This window comes from Xylanibacter rarus (genome assembly GCF_001275135.1).
Classification (GTDB): domain Bacteria; phylum Bacteroidota; class Bacteroidia; order Bacteroidales; family Bacteroidaceae; genus Prevotella; species Prevotella rara.
In genome coordinates this window covers 13,214-31,584 of record NZ_LFQU01000014.1, presented here as the reverse complement: position 1 = coordinate 31,584, position 18,371 = coordinate 13,214, and the positions used below count along the sequence as shown (strand labels likewise).

The window sequence follows — 18,371 nt, the reverse complement described above, 5'->3', positions numbered from 1 at the left end:
TTTTATGAAAGGAAACATCTTTATAAAAAGGCCGGTTATGGCGCTGGCCATATCCATATTGATAGTTCTAGTTGGTCTTATCTCTCTATTCACCCTGCCGGTTGAGCAATATCCTGACATTGCTCCTCCTACGGTGAGGGTTGAGGCTACTTATACAGGAGCTGATGCCGATGCTGTTATGAACAGCGTGATAATTCCTCTTGAGGAAAGCATCAACGGAGTAGAAGACATGATTTATATAACTTCAACGGCAACCAACTCAGGAACAGCTGAGATTATGGTCTATTTCAAGCAAGGCACTGACCCGGACATGGCTGCCGTGAATGTGCAGAACCGTGTGTCTAAAGCTGAAGGCAAACTTCCGTCGGCGGTTAAGAGCATCGGTGTCAGCACGACAAAGCGTCAGAACGGTTTCTTGCAGATAAACTCTCTTGTAAGCAAAGACAAGCGTTACGACGAGACCTTTCTTGCCAATTATCTTGACATAAATGTCATACCGCGTCTTAAGCGTATTCAGGGCGTAGGCGATGTCCTTGAGTTGGGTGATACGTACAGTCTGCGTGTATGGATGAAGCCAGACGTGATGTCTCAATATGGGCTTATTCCTGCAGATGTAACTCAGGCGCTTGCAGAACAGAACATTGTTGCCCCGGCCGGTTCGCTTGGCGAGAACTCCGATCATGTTTATCAGTATACAATGAAGTATAAAGGCCGACTTAAAGAGGTGCCTGAATTTGAAAACATCGTAATCAGGTCGCAGAAAGACGGAACTGTGCTCAGACTTAAGGATATCGCAGATATTGAACTCGGAAAGCAGTCGTACAGTTATCATGGCGAAGTAGACGGTGTGCCCGGAACAACGTTTATGGTGTTTCAGGTGGCCGGAGCTAATGCTACGGCTGTGAATCAGCAGATAGCCGATGAGCTTGATGACATGTCGAAAGATTTTCCTGCGGGCTGTGAGTTCGTACAGATGATGAGTGTGAACGACTTCTTGTTCGCATCAATCGACACCGTGGTAGAGACGCTTGTTATTGCTATTCTGCTTGTAATAATGGTTGTTTATTTCTTCCTTCATGATTTCAAGAGCACCATTATTCCTTCGATATCTATTATCGTTTCACTCATTGGAACATTCTCTTGCTTGCAGATTGCAGGTTTCAGCATTAACATCTTGACGCTGTTCGCCCTTGTGTTGGCTATCGGAACTGTTGTTGACGATGCAATTATCGTTGTTGAGGCGGTTCAGGCAAAGTTTGAAGTGGGGCATACATCGCCATATCTGGCAACGAAGGATGCCATGCACGATGTGTCAATGGCTGTTGTAACGTGTACGCTTGTGTTTATGGCCGTGTTTGTTCCTGTAACGTTCATGGGCGGAACGTCTGGTGTGTTCTACACTCAGTTTGGTGTCACCATGGCTGTCGCTGTGGGCATATCCTGCCTTAACGCCCTCACACTCTGTCCCGCATTATGCGCTATGCTGCTTAAACCAGAAAGCAATAGCGGAGTTAAGAAAGGATTTAATGCGCGGATTAAGGCTGCATACAATGCATCGTATAAGGTGATGTTGGGCAAGTATAAGCGTGCTTTGATGTTCTTCTTCCATCACAGATGGATGGGGTGGGCATCGCTTGGTGTTACGGTCGTCTTGCTTGTTTACCTTATGAATACGACAAAGACCGGTTTTGTCCCTCAGGAAGATCAGGGAACAATCATGCTGAACGTAAGTACTTCTCCGGGAAACTCTCTGACCGAAACTAATAAGGTTATGGACAAGGTGCAGGCCATTTTGCAGAAAACTCCAGAAGTAGACCATTTCTCACGCATTACGGGCTATGGCCTCATTTCAGGACAGGGCACATCGTATGGTACAGCCATTATAAAGCTGAAGACATGGGATGAACGCAAGGGCAAGGAGCATAATGTTGATGCCGTGATGGAACGCCTTAACAGACAGCTCAGTGAAATAAAGGAGGCTCAGATATTCTGTTTTCAGCCGGCCATGATACCCGGTTACGGAACGGGTAACTCTACCGAGCTGTATCTGGAGGATAAAACCGGCGGCGATATAGCAAAGTTTTATGATACTACGGTAAAGTTTGTAGCTGAGTTGAACAAACGTCCTGAGGTGGCCATGGCATATTCTTCTTACTCAATGTCATTCCCTCAGATTGCCGTTGATGTTGATGCTGCAAAATGTAAGCGTGCCGGAATATCTCCTAATGATGTCCTTGATGCTTTGGGAAGCTATTGCGGAGCTTCGTATGTGTCTGACTTCAATAAGTTTGGAAAGGTTTATCGTGTACAGATTCAGGCTTCGCCAAAGTTCCGTCTTGATGAACACGCTCTTGACAACATGTTTGTACGCAATGGAGACGAGATGGCACCGCTAAGCCAGTTTGTAACAATAAAGAATGTTCTTGGTGCTGAGCTGGCACAGCGCTTCAATCTGTATAACACGATTCCGGTTAATGTCAATGCTGCAGACGGATATTCTTCGGGACAGGTTCAGACTGCAATTAAAGAGACTGCCGAAAAGATGCTGCCGTCGGGCTATGGATATGAGTATGGAGGTATGGCACGCGAGGAGGCCGGAAACAGCGGTGCGCAAACGGCGTTTGTATATTTCATGTGCGTCATTCTTATTTATCTCATTTTGTCATGTCTTTATGAGAGCTTCCTGTTGCCGCTTGCGGTCATCTTCTCAGTGCCGTTTGGACTTATGGGCTCGTTCCTCTCTGCAAGACTGTTTGGCATAGAGAACAACATTTATCTGCAGACCGGTGTGATAATGCTTATCGGATTGCTTGCCAAGACAGCCATTCTTATTACGGAGTATGCCGTTGAACGTCGCCGAAAGGGATTAGGTATAGTTGCTTCGGCCTATTCAGCAGCCCAGGCCCGTTTCCGTCCTATTGTCATGACGGTTCTGTGTATGGTCTTTGGCATGCTGCCGCTTATGTTCTCGTCGGGTGCAGGAGCCAACGGCAACAACTCTTTGGCTACTGGTGTGGTTGGAGGTATAACCATAGGTACCATAGCTTTGCTTTTTGTAGTGCCTCTGTTCTTTATCGTCTTTGAATATCTGCAGGAGAAGATCAGAACACCTCTGCAAGAGGAAGACGACTTGCAGTCGGTTGTAGAAAAAGCAAGGACAATGATAGAAAAAGGTAAGTTGAACATTGAAAACAAATGAAAATGAGGAAAGCGTTTTATATGATATTTGCGGCTGTAATGATGTGCAGTTGCGGAATATATACAAAGTATGAGCCGCAGACTTCAGTTCCTGACAACCTGTATGGTGACTCATTGTCGTATGGCACGGACACTGCAAGTCTTGGCAATGTATATTGGCGTGAATTATTTACGGATACACTGTTGCAGAATCTGATAGAAGAGGGACTGGCAAACAACACAGACTATAAGTCGGCTCAGCTTAGGATTGAGGAGGCTGAGGCTACATTGTTGGCTGCAAAGTTGGCCTATCTGCCTTCGTTTGCCTTTGCCCCGCAAGGCTCTGTAAGCAGTTTCGATAATCAGAAGGCAACGCAGACTTATCAGTTGCCTATTACAGCAAGCTGGGAACTGGATGTGTTTGGACGTATACGCAACGCCAAACTGCAGGCAAAGGCTCTTTATGCCAAAAGCATAGATTATAAGCAGGCTGTGCGTACGCAGCTCATCGCAAGTATTGCTAATGCTTATTATACATTGCAAATGCTTGACGCTCAGCTTGATTTGACAGAACGTACCATGGCTTCATGGGAAGAGACTGTTGAAACAGCGCGCGCCTTGATGAAGGCCGGGCAATATAATGAGGCTGCAGTTGCACAGATGGAGGCATCCCTTCATGGTGTCAGGGCGTCTGTGCTAGACATAAAGGAGCAGATAAATCAGACAGAAAACAGCCTGTCTATTATATTGGGCGAGGCTCCTCAAAAGCATCAGCGTGGGAAGCTGTGCCAGATGCAGCTTGATTGTGACATAACTGTTGGTGTGCCTTTGCAGATGTTGTCTAACAGACCTGATGTAAGAAGTGCGGAACGTAGCCTTGAGTCTGCGTTCTATGCCACCAATCAGGCACGTTCAGCCTTTTATCCTCAGATTACGTTGAGCGGTTCTGTCGGTTGGACAAATGCTGTAGGTTCGGCAATCCTGAATCCGGGAAAGTTTTTGGCAGAGGCTTTAGGCTCGTTGACTCTGCCTCTGTTCAACAAAGGGCAGAATGTAGCACAGTTGCGTATATCAAAGGCGCAGCAGGAAGAAGCTCGTCTGGCTTTTCAGCAGGCATTGCTGAATGCCGGCAGTGAGGTTAACGATGCTCTTACTGCTTATCAGACAAGTCATGCCAAGACATCTATTTACAGCAAGCAGGTGGAATCGTTGCAGACAGCATTACGAAGCACGAAGCTTTTGATGCAGCATGGTAACACTAATTATCTTGAGGTGCTTACGGCGCAGCAGTCGTTGCTAAATGCTGAACTTCAGCAGGTTGCCAATATGTTTATTGAAGTGCAAAGCGTGATAAGCCTGTATCAGGCTTTAGGAGGAGGACGTGATTAACTATTTGTCAGACTCTTATGTGCCAGGGCTAATTTGCTGATGTGTACCGATTACTAGTCCGGGCAGAAAACAAACGTCAGCGGATAATAATGACAGACTTGACATAAATAAAAAATATTGGGATTATATGAGCAAGTTTTAATGTTAGTTTGTTTTGGTTTGTATGCCGGCAAGTATTATTGTCGTATGCTTGTTTGATATTTTGTATAGCAATAGTATCATTGCCGGCATTTTTTGATGAGTTATTATTAAACTGAAAGTGTTTGTCGTTTGATTTGATATATCCAAGATCAGCACAAAAACATGACTTTATTTCATACTATTTTCTATTAATTCTTTCCGTCAGACTTTTAGTCTGGCGGATTTTATTTCAGTCAGGCTGAATATTATGCTTATTGTTATGTGTAAGGCTGTGATGTAGTCAAGATTGATAGAGTGGTGCTGATTGTTCTTGGATGTTGTTTCAAAGGCAATCTGATAGATGTCTTGTTATGCAATAAAGCGTAAATGATTTTTTATAAAAAGTCATCACTCATCACATTCGTATGTAACTTGTTGATTTTGTGTACTATAATGTGTGATGAGTTGATTTTCCAACTCATCACATATATTATTGTCACGGCTTGACTTATTGAACTGATCTTATTGGTGACAACGTTATAACAGACTTATTGTCAAAGTGTTATGTAATAAAACATTTAGGGTGATGATGAAAATCGTTTTTGATGATTTTTCTTGTTGCAAAAGCATAGTTCTTGCATTGTAATATGTGGCATATTGAAAGCTAAAAGCATACCTTTTGCATCGTAATTTGCCGTGTTTTACATAGCCGTCATGCAGGCTTTAATATTTAGTCTTGTGTAGATGGTGATTTATTAAGTTTTTTGATGATTTGATTATATAAAAGCAAAAACCGCAAGACTGTGTCCTGCGGTTTTTAATCTCCTTTTAACTGTTGTAGCTAAATTATTTAGCTGTGTCAGCAGCAGCTGTGTCAACAGCAGCTGTATCAACAGCAGAAACAGTGTCAACAGCAGCTGTATCTGTTGTGTCTGCACCCTCAGCCTGAGCTGTTTTGTTACCACAAGATGCGAAAGAGATAGCTGCGATAGCTACGAACATTAAAACTAATTTTTTCATTTTCTTTGCTTTTTAAATCTGTAAAACAATCATTTGTTTATTAAAACGATGCAAAGGTAAACATTTTTTTGATACGTTGTTCTGCTTTTAGTAATTTTTTTCATTCATTTTTGTAACTTTTTTGTAAGTAATTGATTGTCAATTAAATACGAAATGTTAATTTCTTTTAATTAGGGATGGCGCTTAATAAATAGTTTTTACTGTGTCTGTTAATTCCTACTTTTTATTATCTTTGCATCGAGAAAATCATAGAAATATCAGAAGAAAAGCAGATGTATGCATTATATATAATAAGGTGTGTGCATGGCAGGATATTTGAAACGGCACAAATGTGCCTGAATTTATATGTGTCAGGGAATGTGCAGCCGGATGGGCGTTGGTAAATGCCAGTGACATTGCTTTCTTTTTCTGATGGTTGATAATACAGGTCCGATAAAATTGCAATATTAAAATCGGACGGAAAAGTAGAAAGATTAGATTATGATAGATACATCAGCCTTTCAAGGTAAAAAGGCGGCCTTTTTCACATTAGGCTGCAAATTAAATTTTTCAGAGACATCCACCTTTGGCCGTTTGTTGTCAGAGATGGGTGTAAGTACGGCAGGTGAAGGCGAGGTTGCTGACATTTGTATAATAAACACATGTTCTGTTACAGAAGTTGCCGATCATAAATGCCGACAGGCCATACACAGGATGGTGCGCAATCATCCGGGAGCCTTTGTCGTTGTAACCGGATGTTATGCTCAGCTGAAACCTGAAACAGTGAGCCAGATAGAAGGAGTTGACCTGGTGCTTGGAGCTAACGAGAAAGCCAACCTTATTCAGTTCTTGTCTGAAGCATGGGGAGGCGTAAAAAACGGTGAGGCGCTGCACAGATATCATACACAGAAGACAAAAGACATTAAGACTTTTGCACCGAGCTGCTCGCGTGGTAACCGTACGCGTTATTTTCTTAAGGTGCAGGATGGCTGCAACTATTTCTGTACATATTGCACCATTCCTTATGCCCGTGGCTTTAGCCGTAATCCGAGTATTGCGTCGCTTGTTGAGCAGGCTGAGCAGGCTGCGGCAGAAGGAGGCAAGGAGATTGTTCTCACCGGCGTGAATATCGGAGATTTTGGCGAGACAACGAATGAACGTTTTGTCGACTTGGTAAAGGCTTTGGACAAGATAGAAGGCATAAAGCGCTATCGTATAAGCAGCATTGAGCCAGACTTGCTGGATGATGAGCTTATAGAATATTGTGCTCAGAGCAGGGCTTTCATGCCTCATTTCCATATACCGCTTCAGAGCGGGTCTGATGAAGTGTTGCGCCTTATGCATCGCCGTTACGATACAGCGTTGTTTGCTCATAAGATAAATCTGATAAAGAAAGTAATGCCCGATGCCTTTATCGGTGTGGATGTGATGGTTGGAACACGTGGCGAAAAACCAGAGTTGTTTGAAGAGACTTACAACTTCCTTCAGTCGCTCGATGTTACTCAGCTTCATGTGTTCCCTTATTCAGAGCGTCCGGGTACAATGGCTTTGAAGATTCCTTATGTAGTGTCTGATGGTGACAAAAAACTGCGCAGCAAGCGTCTTCTTGATATGTCAGATAATAAGACTCATGCTTTTTATGAGCGTTTCATTGGATATGAGGCAGAGGTGTTGTTTGAGAAGGCTGCCAGAGGAAGAGCCATGCATGGGTTTACAAAAAATTACATTCGTGTAGAACTGCCGCCGTCACCTGACAACGACAGGCTTGACAATCAGCTCGTTAAGGTGAAGCTGGGTGACTTCAATCATGATAAAACAGCACTAAAAGCTTTATTGTAAAATGGAAAAAGTTGCTATCGTAATATTAAACTGGAATGGGGCAGAGATGTTGAAACGCTTTTTGCCTAATGTGCTTGAATATTCGCGTAAGGATGCAACTGTTTATGTTGCAGACAATGCATCTACTGATGATTCGCTTGAAATACTTAAACAACGCTTTCCTGAAGTTCGACTGGTGCTTCTTGAAAAAAACTGGGGCTTTGCCGAGGGATATAACAAGGCTTTGGAACAGATTGAGGCAGAATATTATGTATTGCTGAATTCAGACGTTGAAGTTGCCCATCATTGGCTGGCACCTTTGGTTGAGTTTATGGAAAACCATCCTGAGGCTGCAGCCTGTCAGCCAAAACTGTTGTCTGAGAAAGATCATGATTCTTTTGAATATGCAGGAGCCAGTGGCGGATATCTTGACCGTTATGGCTATCCTTTTTGTCGCGGCAGAATTTTTGATACTGTTGAGGCTGACAACGGACAATATGATTACGATGCAGAAGTGCTGTGGGCTACGGGAGCATGTATGATGATACGTTCTTCTGATTTTAAGTCGTCAGGAGGTTTTGATGCCAGGTTCTTTGCCCATTGCGAGGAGATTGATTTGTGCTGGCGCCTGCGTCTGATGGGACGTAAGATTTTCTGTATACCAGACAGTTTTGTCTTTCATGTCGGTGGCGGCACTTTGCCTAAGAACAATCCGATGAAGACATATCTTAATTTTCGCAACAATCTGTTGATGCTTTACAAGAATTTGCCTGAAGACAGGTTGCGTAGTGTGTTCCGTATGCGTTTGTTTCTTGATTATGTTGCTGCGTTCAAGTCATTGGCCACAGGTTGCATAGGTGATTTCAAGGCAATACTTAAAGCCAGAAGAACATTCAGAAAATGGCTTCCTGAATATCGTGAGATAAGAAAACAAGTGCAGCAGATGCGCAAGACGGATAACGTGGAAGGTATATTCGGTTTCTCTATATTATGGCAATACTATGCTAAAGGGCATAAAAAATATTCTGAACTGAACATTAGCAGAGACCGCCACTGATTCTGCTTACGTGCCGGAATGTGCTTGTTTTAGCTCAGTTTTTGGTAAAGCCTAAAGATAAGACACTGAATTTTATGTTATTATAGTGTGCTGAGATTTTCTGCGCACATGATATTATTGTTGAACCGCTTGTAACGACATCATCAATCAGCAGAATATGTTTGCCGTCAAGGTCATGTTCTTTATCTATGCTGAAAACGTCCTTAACGTTGTCCTGTCGTTGCCAGCGGTTCATTTTTGTCTGGCTTTGCTTAAATGATTTTCTTTTTACGGCATTGCCGACAATCTTTATTTTAGTTATTTCGTTTATTCCTCTGGCAATTTCCATACTTTGATTATATCCTCGTTCCCTTTGCCTTTTCTTTGTCAAAGGTATAGGAATTATCAGGTCTATGCCGTCAAAAAATCCGTCTTGTCTTATCTCTTCTGCCAGCATACGCCCCATAAGTTCGCCTGTTTCCGGGTGGTTGAAATATTTTAAAGAAAGTATTATACGGCTCATTTCTGAATGTGGCTCGTAGAAGAACAATGCTGCAGCCTTTTCTATCTTAATCTGCCCCCAGAAAAGTTTTGCCATTTTGTTTTCATAGGGATTTTTTGAGAATAACGTTCTTGGCATGTGCAGGTTGCATACAGCACAGATAACGTCTTCGCTTATAGTAAGTCTTTTTCCACATACGACACACTGTTTGGGTGCTATGAAATTAAGCAGGCGTACAATGTATTCAATAAAAATACTCATGGAAAAATATAGTTTTACGTGTTTTTGAAAAGTATCAGAATAAAATATGAGAATGCAAGAAGGTATAATCACCTCTGCATTCTCATATTCATATTTCTAAGCAATTAATAGCTGCGTGCAATAATAACTCTGCATTTTGCAGGCTTGCCTGAAACCATGTCTGTTCCAGGTGTTTGCTCAACGCCGAAAGGCACACATCTTATCGTAGCTTGAGTTTCTTCTTTTATCTTTGCTTCTGTTTCTGCGGTACCATCCCAGTGGCACAGGAAGAAGCCTCCCTCCTTTACCTTCTCCTTGAACTCATCGTAGTTGTCACATTCATAAATGTGGGCATCACGATAAGCTTTGGCTTTCTTGAACATGTTGTCCTGAATTTCTTTCAGCAGATTTTCAACTCGTTCAACTATGCCGTCAACGGGAACTGTTTCTTTCTCAAGAGTATCGCGGCGCATAATTTCGAGAGTGTTGTTCTCGAGGTCGCGTCCGCCCATAACAAGACGTACAGGAACACCTTTGAGTTCATAGTCTGCAAACTTGAAGCCCGGGCGTTTGTTGTCGGCATCGTCATATTTAACAGATATTCCGGCATTGCGAAGAGCAGTGATAATCGGAGAAAGCTTTTCGGTGATGGCCTGCAGCTGTTCGGCGCCCTTTGTAATAGGGATAATAACAACCTGAATAGGAGCGAGTTTCGGAGGCAGAACCAGTCCGTTGTCGTCAGAGTGAGTCATTATTAATGCACCGATGAGACGTGTTGAAACACCCCATGATGTTGCCCAGACATATTCAGGCTTGTTCTCTTTGTTAAGATAAGTAACGTCGAATGCCTTTGCAAAGTTTTGACCAAGGAAGTGGCTTGTTCCGCTTTGCAGGGCCTTGCCGTCCTGCATCATTGCCTCAATAGTGTAAGTGTCAAGAGCTCCGGCAAATCTTTCTGTTTCGCTCTTTACACCCTGAACAACAGGTACAGCCATCCACTGTTCTGCAAAGTCGGCATATACATGAAGCATCTTCTGTGCCTCTGCTTCAGCCTCTTCACGTGTGGCATGTGCAGTGTGGCCTTCCTGCCACAAGAACTCTGATGTGCGGAGGAACGGGCGTGTACGCATTTCCCAGCGCATCACGTTGCACCACTGGTTACACATCAGTGGCAGATCGCGCCATGAGTGAATCCAGTTTTTGTATGTATTCCATATAATGGTTTCAGATGTTGGGCGTATAATCAGTTCTTCCTCAAGACGTGCTGCGGGATCAACTTCAACGCCGCTTTTGTCTTCTTTTGCGCGTAAGCGGTAATGTGTAACAACGGCACATTCTTTTGCGAATCCTTCAACATGCTCGGCTTCTCTTGAAAGGAATGATTTCGGGATAAGCAACGGGAAGTATGCATTCTGTGCTCCTGTTTCTTTAAACATCAGGTCAAGCTGGTGCTGCATCTTTTCCCAAATTGCATAGCCGTAAGGTTTGATTACCATGCATCCACGCACGGCAGACTGCTCGGCCAGGTCAGCCTTTACTACAAGGTCGTTATACCACTGACTGTAGTTGTCAGCTCTTTTTGTCAGTTCTTTTAGTTCTTTAGCCATGATAAAAATTGCTTTCTTATTCTAATTTGACTGCAAACTTACTAAAAATAGCTGAATTATGCTAATAAAATAGTGTAAGAAAGATATTTTATGATAATTAAATCATGCTCAGCTTGACAACACAAATGTCTTTGGTGATTATTTTAAATAAAATAATTTATATTTGTCATAGACAGATGCATACTTTGTTTTATCTTCCGGTGCATTGTATAGGTTTTTGTGTGATATTGCAGCTTCATGTTCTTTTAAAAAAATGTTGTAATTAAATCAATATGTTAGGTTAAAAAATGTTCAATTTAATACATTATTAATATCATTATGTGGTTTTAATTATAAAAACATGTTTTTAATATTGTTTAGTATAAAAAAAATTGTACTTTTGTCTATGTGAATTTTTAAATATTTTAGATTATGAAGAAAATTAAAGTTGTAATATTTGCCCTTTGCGCGGCTGTTGTAGTAAGTTGTAGTACAAAGGCTGGAACCGGTGCGTTAATCGGAACTGGTGGTGGAGCATTGGTCGGAGGTATTATTGGTAAAATAGCCGGCAACACAGCAGTAGGTGCCGCAGTAGGTGCTGCAGTAGGTGCCGGTACCGGTGCTTTGATCGGCAACCACATGGATAAAGTAAAGAAAGAGGCTGAGGCTCAGCTCGAGAATGCCAAAGTAGAAGAAGTTACTGACGCAAATGGTCTGAAGGCTGTAAAGGTGACATTTGATTCTGGTATTCTTTTCGCTCTGAATAAGGCAGACCTTAACACAGCATCAAAGAATGAGCTTGCAAAGTTCTCTAGCGTATTGAAGAATAACAGCACATGTTCGGTTGACATTCAGGGATATACTGATTCAACTGGTAATGATGCAATAAACGTTCCTCTGAGTCAGAAACGTGCTGAGGCTGTTTCTTCTTATTTGAAGTCATGTGGCGTTAGTTCAAATCAGATTCAGAAAGTTCAGGGCTATGGCTCTGCTAATCCTGTAGCTGATAACTCAACATCAGCAGGACAGGCTCAGAACCGTCGTGTTGAGGTATATCTGTATGCAAGCCAGGAGATGATTGACGCTGCAAATAACGGAACATTGAACTAATTTTTGATACTTATTAGATGAGCAAGTTCAGATTTCTGAGCCGCATAATACGTTGGATGGTGGTAGCTTTCTTTGGCTCCACCATTCTTGCTGTTGTATTGTTGCGTTTTATTCCCGTATATTTCACGCCGCTGATGTTTATCCGTTGTGCAGAGCAGATAAAGGACGGTGAAAGTATCAAGATGCATCATCATTGGGTGCCGTTGGATAAAATATCACCTCATCTGCCGGTTGCTGTTATGGCAAGTGAAGACCAGCGCTTCTTGCTTCATCACGGATTTGATTATAAGGCGATAGAAAAAGCCGTGGAACATAATATGTTGAGCAAGAAAAAGCGTGGCGCAAGCACCATATCGCAGCAGACTGCAAAGAACGTGTTCCTGTGGCCGGGCCGTTCATGGATACGCAAAGGTTTCGAAGTTTATTTTACAACGCTGATAGAACTGATGTGGAGCAAGCAGCGGATAATGGAAGTTTATCTTAATTCGATAGAGATGGGCCCCGGCATTTATGGCGCCCAGGCTGTTGCTGAGGACAATTTTGGCAAGGATGCCGTTGACTTGTTTAGAGGCGAATGTGCTCTAATAGCTGCCACTTTGCCCAATCCGCTTAAATTCAGTTCAAAAGATCCGAGCGGATATATGCTTAAGCGTAAGCGTCAGATAGAGCAGCAAATGAAGTTTATACCATCTTTTCCAAAAGAAGGAGAAGATATCGACCCTTCGACATCTGCTGGCGGCGTGTATCGCAATATGAGATAATACACAGCAGCAACAATTGTATGATGACGGTTCTGACTAATAATTTAGCCTAATATTTATATTGCCGGCAGCGCATGCGTCTTGCGTTTTGATTTGTTTGTGCGGCATGAAAATTAAATGTAATTGCAAATAATGGATTGTACCTTTCTTGATGAGCTGAACGACAGCCAGCGTGCAGCGGTGGAGTTTTGTGACGGACCGTCGCTTGTTATTGCCGGAGCCGGTTCAGGCAAAACCCGTGTGCTGACATACAAAATAGCATATTTATTGAGCCTTGGCATGAAGCCATGGAATATTCTTGCACTTACTTTTACCAATAAGGCTGCAAATGAAATGAAGCAGCGAATAGGAGGGCTTGTTGGCGAAGAGGTGGCAAGGTATCTGTATATGGGAACTTTTCATAGCATATTTTCGCGTATTTTGCGTGTTGAGGCAGAAAGACTTGGCTACGCAGGCAACTTTACAATATATGACGAGAGTGATTCGAGGAGTCTGATTAAAGCCATTATCAAGGAGATGCAACTCGATGACAAGGTGTATAAGCCGGCGTCTGTTCATGCGCGAATAAGTATGGCTAAGAATAATCTTATGTTTCCTGATGAATATGCCAGGACCCGAAGCCTGATAGAACGTGATGCTGAACAGAAAGTGCCGGCTGTGTCGGCTATATATTCGGCGTATTGCGAGCGCTGCAAGAAGGCGAATGCAATGGATTTTGACGACTTGCTAATAAATACATATCGTCTGCTTGTTTCTGACGCTGATATACGCAAGAAATATTCTGAACGCTTTAAGTATGTTCTTGTTGATGAGTATCAGGATACAAACTCCGTACAGCAGAAGATTGTATGGCTGTTGGCTGAAGAGCACATGCATGTTTGTGCCGTAGGTGACGATGCACAGAGTATTTATGCCTTCAGAGGTGCAAACATAGACAACATCCTTGATTTTCAGAAGCAGTTTGCAGGAACGCGTCTGTTCAAGCTGGAGCGTAACTATCGCAGTACAAAACGTATTGTTCAGGCGGCAAACAGCCTGATACGTCACAATGAACGGCAGATACCGAAAGATATTTATAGCTGCAATGCCGATGGTGATAAACTTTCAGTTAAACCGGCATACAGCGACCGTGAAGAGGCTATTATCGTTTGCAATGAGATTAAGCGGATAAAGCGGGCTGACAGATGCGGATATAATGACTTTGCCGTGCTATATAGAACAAACTCACAGAGCAGAAGTTTTGAGGAAGCCATGCGAAAGGTGAGCATTCCTTATAAAATTTATGGCGGACTCAGCTTCTATCAGCGTAAGGAGATAAAAGATGTCATAGCGTATTTTCGCCTTGTTGTAAATCCTGACGACGAGGAGGCTTTTAAGAGAATTATAAATTATCCTAAGCGTGGAATAGGCGACAGCACTGTGGCAAAGATTGCCGCTGTGGCCTCCGCAAATGGAGTGAGCTTGTGGCGTGTGATATGTGAACCTGCTTTGTACGGATTTAATCCAAGCAAAGCCACGCTTACAAAGCTGGATGCCTTCAGGTGTCTGATAAGTAGTTTTATTGAGAAGTTTGTAACGGTTGATGCCTATGCTCTAGGTGTTGAAGTGGTCAAGGCCAGCGGTATTTCTGCAGACATATATCAGGATAAGACTCCCGAAAACATAGCCCGTCAGGAGAATGTCGAGGAATTGCTTGGCAGTATACAGGAGTTTGTTGAAGGCAGGAAAGAAGAAGGCCGTGCTGATGAGGTTCATCTTACAGACTTCTTGCAGGAAGTGTCATTGCAGACAGACCTGGAGAGCGACGACGGAGCTGATGGTGAACGTGTGTCGCTGATGACTGTGCATAGCGCCAAGGGACTTGAATTCCCTGTGGTATTTGTCGTTGGACTGGAGGAGAATATCTTTCCGAGTTCTCTGTCGATGGGCAGCAGGCGTGAACTGGAGGAGGAGAGACGACTGCTTTATGTGGCGATAACGCGTGCAGAACGCCATTGTATATTGACATACGCAAAGAACCGTTACAGATATGGAAAGGTTGAGATGGAGTCGCCGAGCCGTTTTCTGACAGACATCTCGCCTGAGTTTGTTGACGTTGAAGATGCCAAGGATATATTTATGAGGGCAACATCTTCTTATTCTTCCAGAGGCTCGTTATTTTCTTCTGACAACAGGTGGCAGAACAGCCGGCCTGTGGCTAGTCAGTTTAAGGCTGATCCTAAGCCGCGTGAAGCTGTTCATCGTGACGTTCCTCCTGTGTCTGATACATTTTCGCCTCGTTTCAGGCGTCTTCAGGCTGCAGCATCAAGCGCTGTTTCTGCTAAAAAGTCGATGGCAAATTCAAGCCAGGTGAAGGAGAACAGTGTGATTGAGCATGAGCGGTTTGGTATTGGAACTGTTATAAGACTTGAAGGTGTGGGTGAAAATACAAAGGCTACTGTGCAGTTTAAGAATGCCGGTGTAAAGCAACTGCTGCTAAAATTTGCACGTTTTAAAGTAATTGGATAAGCAATTTGTTTCATATAGAGGTATCGGACAATAGATTAACTTGTCTGATACCTCTTTTATTTTATATACTTTCCGGAGAATGCATTTCTGTGAATATGCGTTTTGACAGAATGTTCTGAAAATCGATATTTCTGTATCTTTCTGTGTTTTAATAGCAGACCATTTCTTGAGCGAATAATTTATTCCGGCTTTTGACAGGTATTTTTGCAATAAAATGCTGTGCATATGTAAGTCGTTGAATGCCAATCTTTTATGCGAAGATGGATTGAGTCGTGCATTAATTATTGGCATTCAATATTGCAAAACATGCCCTTTTACAGTCTAAAAGACGGCTTTTTGTGATTTAAAATGTACTTGTTTGCATGATTAAACTTACTTATTTGTGATGGATAACATACTGTATTTGGTCTGAATACTCACAGACCTGGCTGTTTGATGGTCTTATTTTTACTTATTTCGGCAGAAATAAGGGCTTGTTTTATCAAGTTTTCAGCTTTCTGTTTCTAGTTTGGTGATTTTTATGGACAATCCTGATTTTACATTATGTTATTATATATTTGAATTAAACAGCCAAAATGTCATCTGCTTTCTGCACGTAGTAATATTGTAATGTTATGTTTAAGGTTGCTTGTTTATTGTATGTCATATAAAACAATAACCGGACTGTTCTTTAATTAGAGCAGTCCGGTTATACTTATTTAATATGAATTGTTTACAGATGTTTTCTTTATCTTAGGCAGATGTTTCTTTTTTCTTAGCCATTCAGCTTTTCTCTTCTCATATTCAAGCTGATGCTTTTCCAGATAATTGTCGGCCATTACTCGTGATTAAATTTACTGTAAATAACATTTATCTTTATCGGCTCGTATGGGTTTTCACTGCCGCCAACAAGTTTTGTGCTTGTCAGACTCATGTCATGCACAATCTTTACAATTTGGCTCGACGAGTTTGTCGTTACCGATACAGGTATTACCACAACTCTGTTCCAGTCGGGATGTTCGTTCAGCCAGTTTGAATTCTCAGCCAGTCCTTTTTTCTTTATGTCAGCCATATATGTTATCATGCCTGATATATTATTAAATGTATACTGGTTTGTCGACGAGCTGTATGTCGCAATGAATGATTTCTTATAATCAACATTATCGCCGTTCTCAAAGAACGTATACAGGCTGTCCTTCGGTATCATCAGCAGTGTGGAAGGCGCGCTGAGAGAATACTCGTCGTGAGTATTGTTGTTGATTCGTGTAAGCGATATCTTTGCCGTATTTATTGTGTCATTGCTGTGGTTTTCTGTTATTTCGTCCACAGGCAATGTGATTTCTGTGAATATTCCTGCCGGAGTTTTCAGATATGTACAAGTGTTGTCGTTTGCAAGGTCAGCAATGTTCTGCTTGTCATTTGATATATTTGTTGTCTGAAGAACCTCCTCGGTTGCAGAGAACGAGGTTGTACCTACGTATGTAGAGTCGTTGAGGTATCTGAAATAGATGTTCAGCTGACTGACTGTTATGTAAGCCATTGAGCCGATGCCGTCGTTGGTCTTGAAATAGAAGCCTGGGCATACCTCATGAATGAAGTTATATGAATTTTTAAACCTGTCGGGATCCTCATAATACATACGCATAATATATGTACCATAATTATTATAGGTTACACCATTCTTGTCTGTGTAAGGCTTGTTCAGGTTTATTTTTATATTAGGTGTATAGCTGCTTTCGTCAGCTCTGTCTTCGTCGCTTATGCTCAGGTCGGTCAGAGTGTACGTCTTGTTTACCTTCATGCCGTCGTTGCGGATAAGTCCTTCCGCGATAGGGTCGAAGTTTGAATAATATTTCACACCCTCTTTCATCGGCTCGTTCATCTCATAAGCAGTAATATTCATTGTAGCCAATGAGTCGCCGTAATAGTCGGTATAGAAGAGTCTTATGCTGCATGAATCGGCTATGACTTCTCCGTCCTGCAGACTTACAATGCTGTCTTTCTCAGGAAGCTTGTAGTTTTCCAGTGTGCTGAACTGTGCCATAAAGTCACCGGTGATATAATTCCCTGTCTCTATATCACGTATTTTACCTAGATATCCAGTTGTGCTTCGTGACAAGACTGAGTCTGCTACAATAGACCTTGTTGCAACGTTGAAAGTGTCAGTTGTTACTTTCAACATATCCATATTGTCTGTTAAAGAGTTGCCGATAGAATCGGTAGTGTCATCGCATGATGCAATCGTTATGCAGGACATTATTGCAATGACAGTATAGATAATAGTTTTCATTGAAAGTTTAATCTAATGAAACAATAGTATGTTATTCTGAAATGCTGTCGAATATTTTATCGTAAAATTCTTGATATGTCTGGCAGATGTCTTCCTCTTTTTCCGGATGGCTGATTACGGGCAGACCCTTTTCAGTTGCATATTTTATTATTTCAGGATTTACGTCAGCACCAACTTTGACTATTCCGTCTGAATAGTCAATTGCAAGTTTCTCTAAATCCATGAAACTGAAGTCTTTGTTGTAGTTATCCAGAATGTCAGACTTCACGTCGCGGAAGGCTATGCTGTCTTTGAATTTTTCGCCGAGTCCGCCTTTCAGCTCTTCAGAGAAAAGGGATGTAACAACTTTTGTGTTAGCAAACGACGGTTCCTCCCTGTATGCTGTTTTTACATAAAGCGGAATTGCTGAGCACATCCAGCCTTGACAATGTATTACGTCGGGTGTCCAGCGCAGCTTCTTTACGGTTTCAAGCACGCCACGTGCAAAGAATATTGCACGCTCGCCGTTGTCGTCGTATTCAACTCCGTTCTCGTCTTTTGCCATAAGCCTCTTTGTAAAGTAATCCTCGTTGTCAATAAAATAAACTTGGATTCTTGTTGCAGGTATTGAGGCAACCTTGATAATAAGCGGATGGTCTGTCTCGTCGATAATCAACATCATTCTTGACAGACGGATTACCTCGTGAAGCTGTCCTCTTCTTTCGTTGATATTTCCCCATTTAGGCATGAACGTCCGTATCTCATATCCTTTCTCTTGTATGATCTGAGGTATCTGACGGCCTAAATTTGACATTTCGCTTTCAGGAACATAAGGAGTAATCTCTTGATTTATAAATAATACCTTTTTTGCCTTCAT

At 42.2% G+C, this 18,371-nt stretch carries 13 protein-coding genes; 7 read left to right on the top strand and 6 right to left on the bottom strand.

Annotated elements, in window-relative coordinates:
* The first annotated feature begins 4 nt into the window (after positions 1-4).
* A complete protein-coding gene (locus tag ACU52_RS08270; protein ID WP_053398485.1) occupies positions 5-3,199 on the top strand; it encodes an efflux RND transporter permease subunit in 3,195 nt (1,064 codons plus the stop codon).
* Between the two features lie 2 nt (positions 3,200-3,201).
* On the top strand, positions 3,202-4,566 hold the full coding sequence (locus tag ACU52_RS08265; RefSeq protein ID WP_053398484.1) for a TolC family protein: 1,365 nt from the start codon (positions 3,202-3,204) through the stop codon (positions 4,564-4,566).
* Positions 4,567-5,532: 966 nt separating this feature from the next.
* Here the strand turns inward: ACU52_RS08265 and ACU52_RS15385 are convergent.
* Entirely contained in the window at positions 5,533-5,706 is a 174-nt protein-coding gene (locus ACU52_RS15385; protein ID WP_021854141.1) for a PG1828 family lipoprotein, read from the bottom strand.
* Between the two features lie 480 nt (positions 5,707-6,186).
* Here ACU52_RS15385 and mtaB point away from each other — a divergent pair, with 480 nt between their 5' ends.
* Both mtaB and ACU52_RS08255 read left to right on the top strand, forming a co-directional pair.
* Positions 6,187-7,524, top strand: a complete 1,338-nt coding sequence (gene mtaB, locus ACU52_RS08260; RefSeq protein WP_053398453.1) for a tRNA (N(6)-L-threonylcarbamoyladenosine(37)-C(2))-methylthiotransferase MtaB — start codon at positions 6,187-6,189, stop codon at positions 7,522-7,524.
* Position 7,525: 1 nt separating this feature from the next.
* Positions 7,526-8,560, top strand: coding sequence for a glycosyltransferase family 2 protein (locus ACU52_RS08255; protein ID WP_053398452.1), 1,035 nt, complete (start codon positions 7,526-7,528; stop codon positions 8,558-8,560).
* 34 nt (positions 8,561-8,594) lie between these two features.
* On the opposite strand, the gene ACU52_RS08250 is transcribed toward ACU52_RS08255, so the two are convergent.
* Together ACU52_RS08250 and proS are read right to left on the bottom strand one after the other, a co-directional pair.
* Positions 8,595-9,302: a ComF family protein gene (locus ACU52_RS08250; RefSeq protein WP_053398451.1), complete on the bottom strand. Its 708-nt coding sequence runs from the start codon at positions 9,300-9,302 to the stop codon at positions 8,595-8,597.
* A gap of 104 nt (positions 9,303-9,406) precedes the next feature.
* Positions 9,407-10,888 (bottom strand): proline--tRNA ligase, encoded by a 1,482-nt coding sequence (proS, locus tag ACU52_RS08245; RefSeq protein ID WP_021854137.1) that lies wholly within the window; start codon positions 10,886-10,888, stop codon positions 9,407-9,409.
* 411 nt (positions 10,889-11,299) lie between these two features.
* Between proS and ACU52_RS08240 the strand changes: the two genes are divergently transcribed.
* From ACU52_RS08240 to ACU52_RS08230, 3 genes are all read left to right on the top strand, one after another.
* Complete coding sequence (locus tag ACU52_RS08240; RefSeq protein ID WP_053398450.1) at positions 11,300-11,977, top strand: YiaD family glycine zipper/OmpA-like lipoprotein; 678 nt, start codon at positions 11,300-11,302, stop codon at positions 11,975-11,977.
* Between the two features lie 17 nt (positions 11,978-11,994).
* Positions 11,995-12,738, top strand: coding sequence for a monofunctional biosynthetic peptidoglycan transglycosylase (gene mtgA / locus ACU52_RS08235; protein WP_053398449.1), 744 nt, complete (start codon positions 11,995-11,997; stop codon positions 12,736-12,738).
* 132 nt (positions 12,739-12,870) lie between these two features.
* A complete protein-coding gene (locus ACU52_RS08230) occupies positions 12,871-15,246 on the top strand; it encodes an ATP-dependent helicase (protein WP_053398448.1) in 2,376 nt (791 codons plus the stop codon).
* Positions 15,247-15,944: 698 nt separating this feature from the next.
* On the opposite strand, the gene ACU52_RS15575 is transcribed toward ACU52_RS08230, so the two are convergent.
* The 3 genes from ACU52_RS15575 to ACU52_RS08215 are packed head-to-tail and all read right to left on the bottom strand — an operon-like array spanning position 15,945 to position 18,371.
* On the bottom strand, positions 15,945-16,064 hold the full coding sequence (locus tag ACU52_RS15575; protein WP_021854133.1) for a hypothetical protein: 120 nt from the start codon (positions 16,062-16,064) through the stop codon (positions 15,945-15,947).
* Positions 16,064-17,515, bottom strand: a complete 1,452-nt coding sequence (locus ACU52_RS08220; RefSeq protein WP_053398447.1) for a DUF4270 domain-containing protein — start codon at positions 17,513-17,515, stop codon at positions 16,064-16,066. Before ACU52_RS08220 ends, ACU52_RS15575 begins: the two co-directional genes overlap by 1 nt.
* Before the next feature lie 31 nt (positions 17,516-17,546).
* Positions 17,547-18,371: a glycogen/starch synthase gene (locus ACU52_RS08215; RefSeq protein ID WP_053398446.1), complete on the bottom strand. Its 825-nt coding sequence runs from the start codon at positions 18,369-18,371 to the stop codon at positions 17,547-17,549.

What these genes read in the sequence shown, in the direction of transcription:
- ACU52_RS08230 (WP_053398448.1), top strand. Translation starts at nt 12,871, where the DNA reads ATGGATTGTACCTTTCTTGATGAGCTGAACGACAGCCAGCGTGCAGCG.
- mtgA (WP_053398449.1), top strand. Translation starts at nt 11,995, where the DNA reads ATGAGCAAGTTCAGATTTCTGAGCCGCATAATACGTTGGATGGTGGTA.
- ACU52_RS08250 (WP_053398451.1), bottom strand. Translation starts at nt 9,302, where the DNA reads ATGAGTATTTTTATTGAATACATTGTACGCCTGCTTAATTTCATAGCA.
- ACU52_RS15575 (WP_021854133.1), bottom strand. Translation starts at nt 16,064, where the DNA reads ATGGCCGACAATTATCTGGAAAAGCATCAGCTTGAATATGAGAAGAGA.
- proS (WP_021854137.1), bottom strand. Translation starts at nt 10,888, where the DNA reads ATGGCTAAAGAACTAAAAGAACTGACAAAAAGAGCTGACAACTACAGT.
- ACU52_RS08270 (WP_053398485.1), top strand. Translation starts at nt 5, where the DNA reads ATGAAAGGAAACATCTTTATAAAAAGGCCGGTTATGGCGCTGGCCATA.
- ACU52_RS08265 (WP_053398484.1), top strand. Translation starts at nt 3,202, where the DNA reads ATGAGGAAAGCGTTTTATATGATATTTGCGGCTGTAATGATGTGCAGT.
- ACU52_RS15385 (WP_021854141.1), bottom strand. Translation starts at nt 5,706, where the DNA reads ATGAAAAAATTAGTTTTAATGTTCGTAGCTATCGCAGCTATCTCTTTC.
- mtaB (WP_053398453.1), top strand. Translation starts at nt 6,187, where the DNA reads ATGATAGATACATCAGCCTTTCAAGGTAAAAAGGCGGCCTTTTTCACA.
- ACU52_RS08220 (WP_053398447.1), bottom strand. Translation starts at nt 17,515, where the DNA reads ATGAAAACTATTATCTATACTGTCATTGCAATAATGTCCTGCATAACG.
- ACU52_RS08240 (WP_053398450.1), top strand. Translation starts at nt 11,300, where the DNA reads ATGAAGAAAATTAAAGTTGTAATATTTGCCCTTTGCGCGGCTGTTGTA.
- ACU52_RS08215 (WP_053398446.1), bottom strand. Translation starts at nt 18,371, where the DNA reads ATGAAGGCAAAAAAGGTATTATTTATAAATCAAGAGATTACTCCTTAT.
- ACU52_RS08255 (WP_053398452.1), top strand. Translation starts at nt 7,526, where the DNA reads ATGGAAAAAGTTGCTATCGTAATATTAAACTGGAATGGGGCAGAGATG.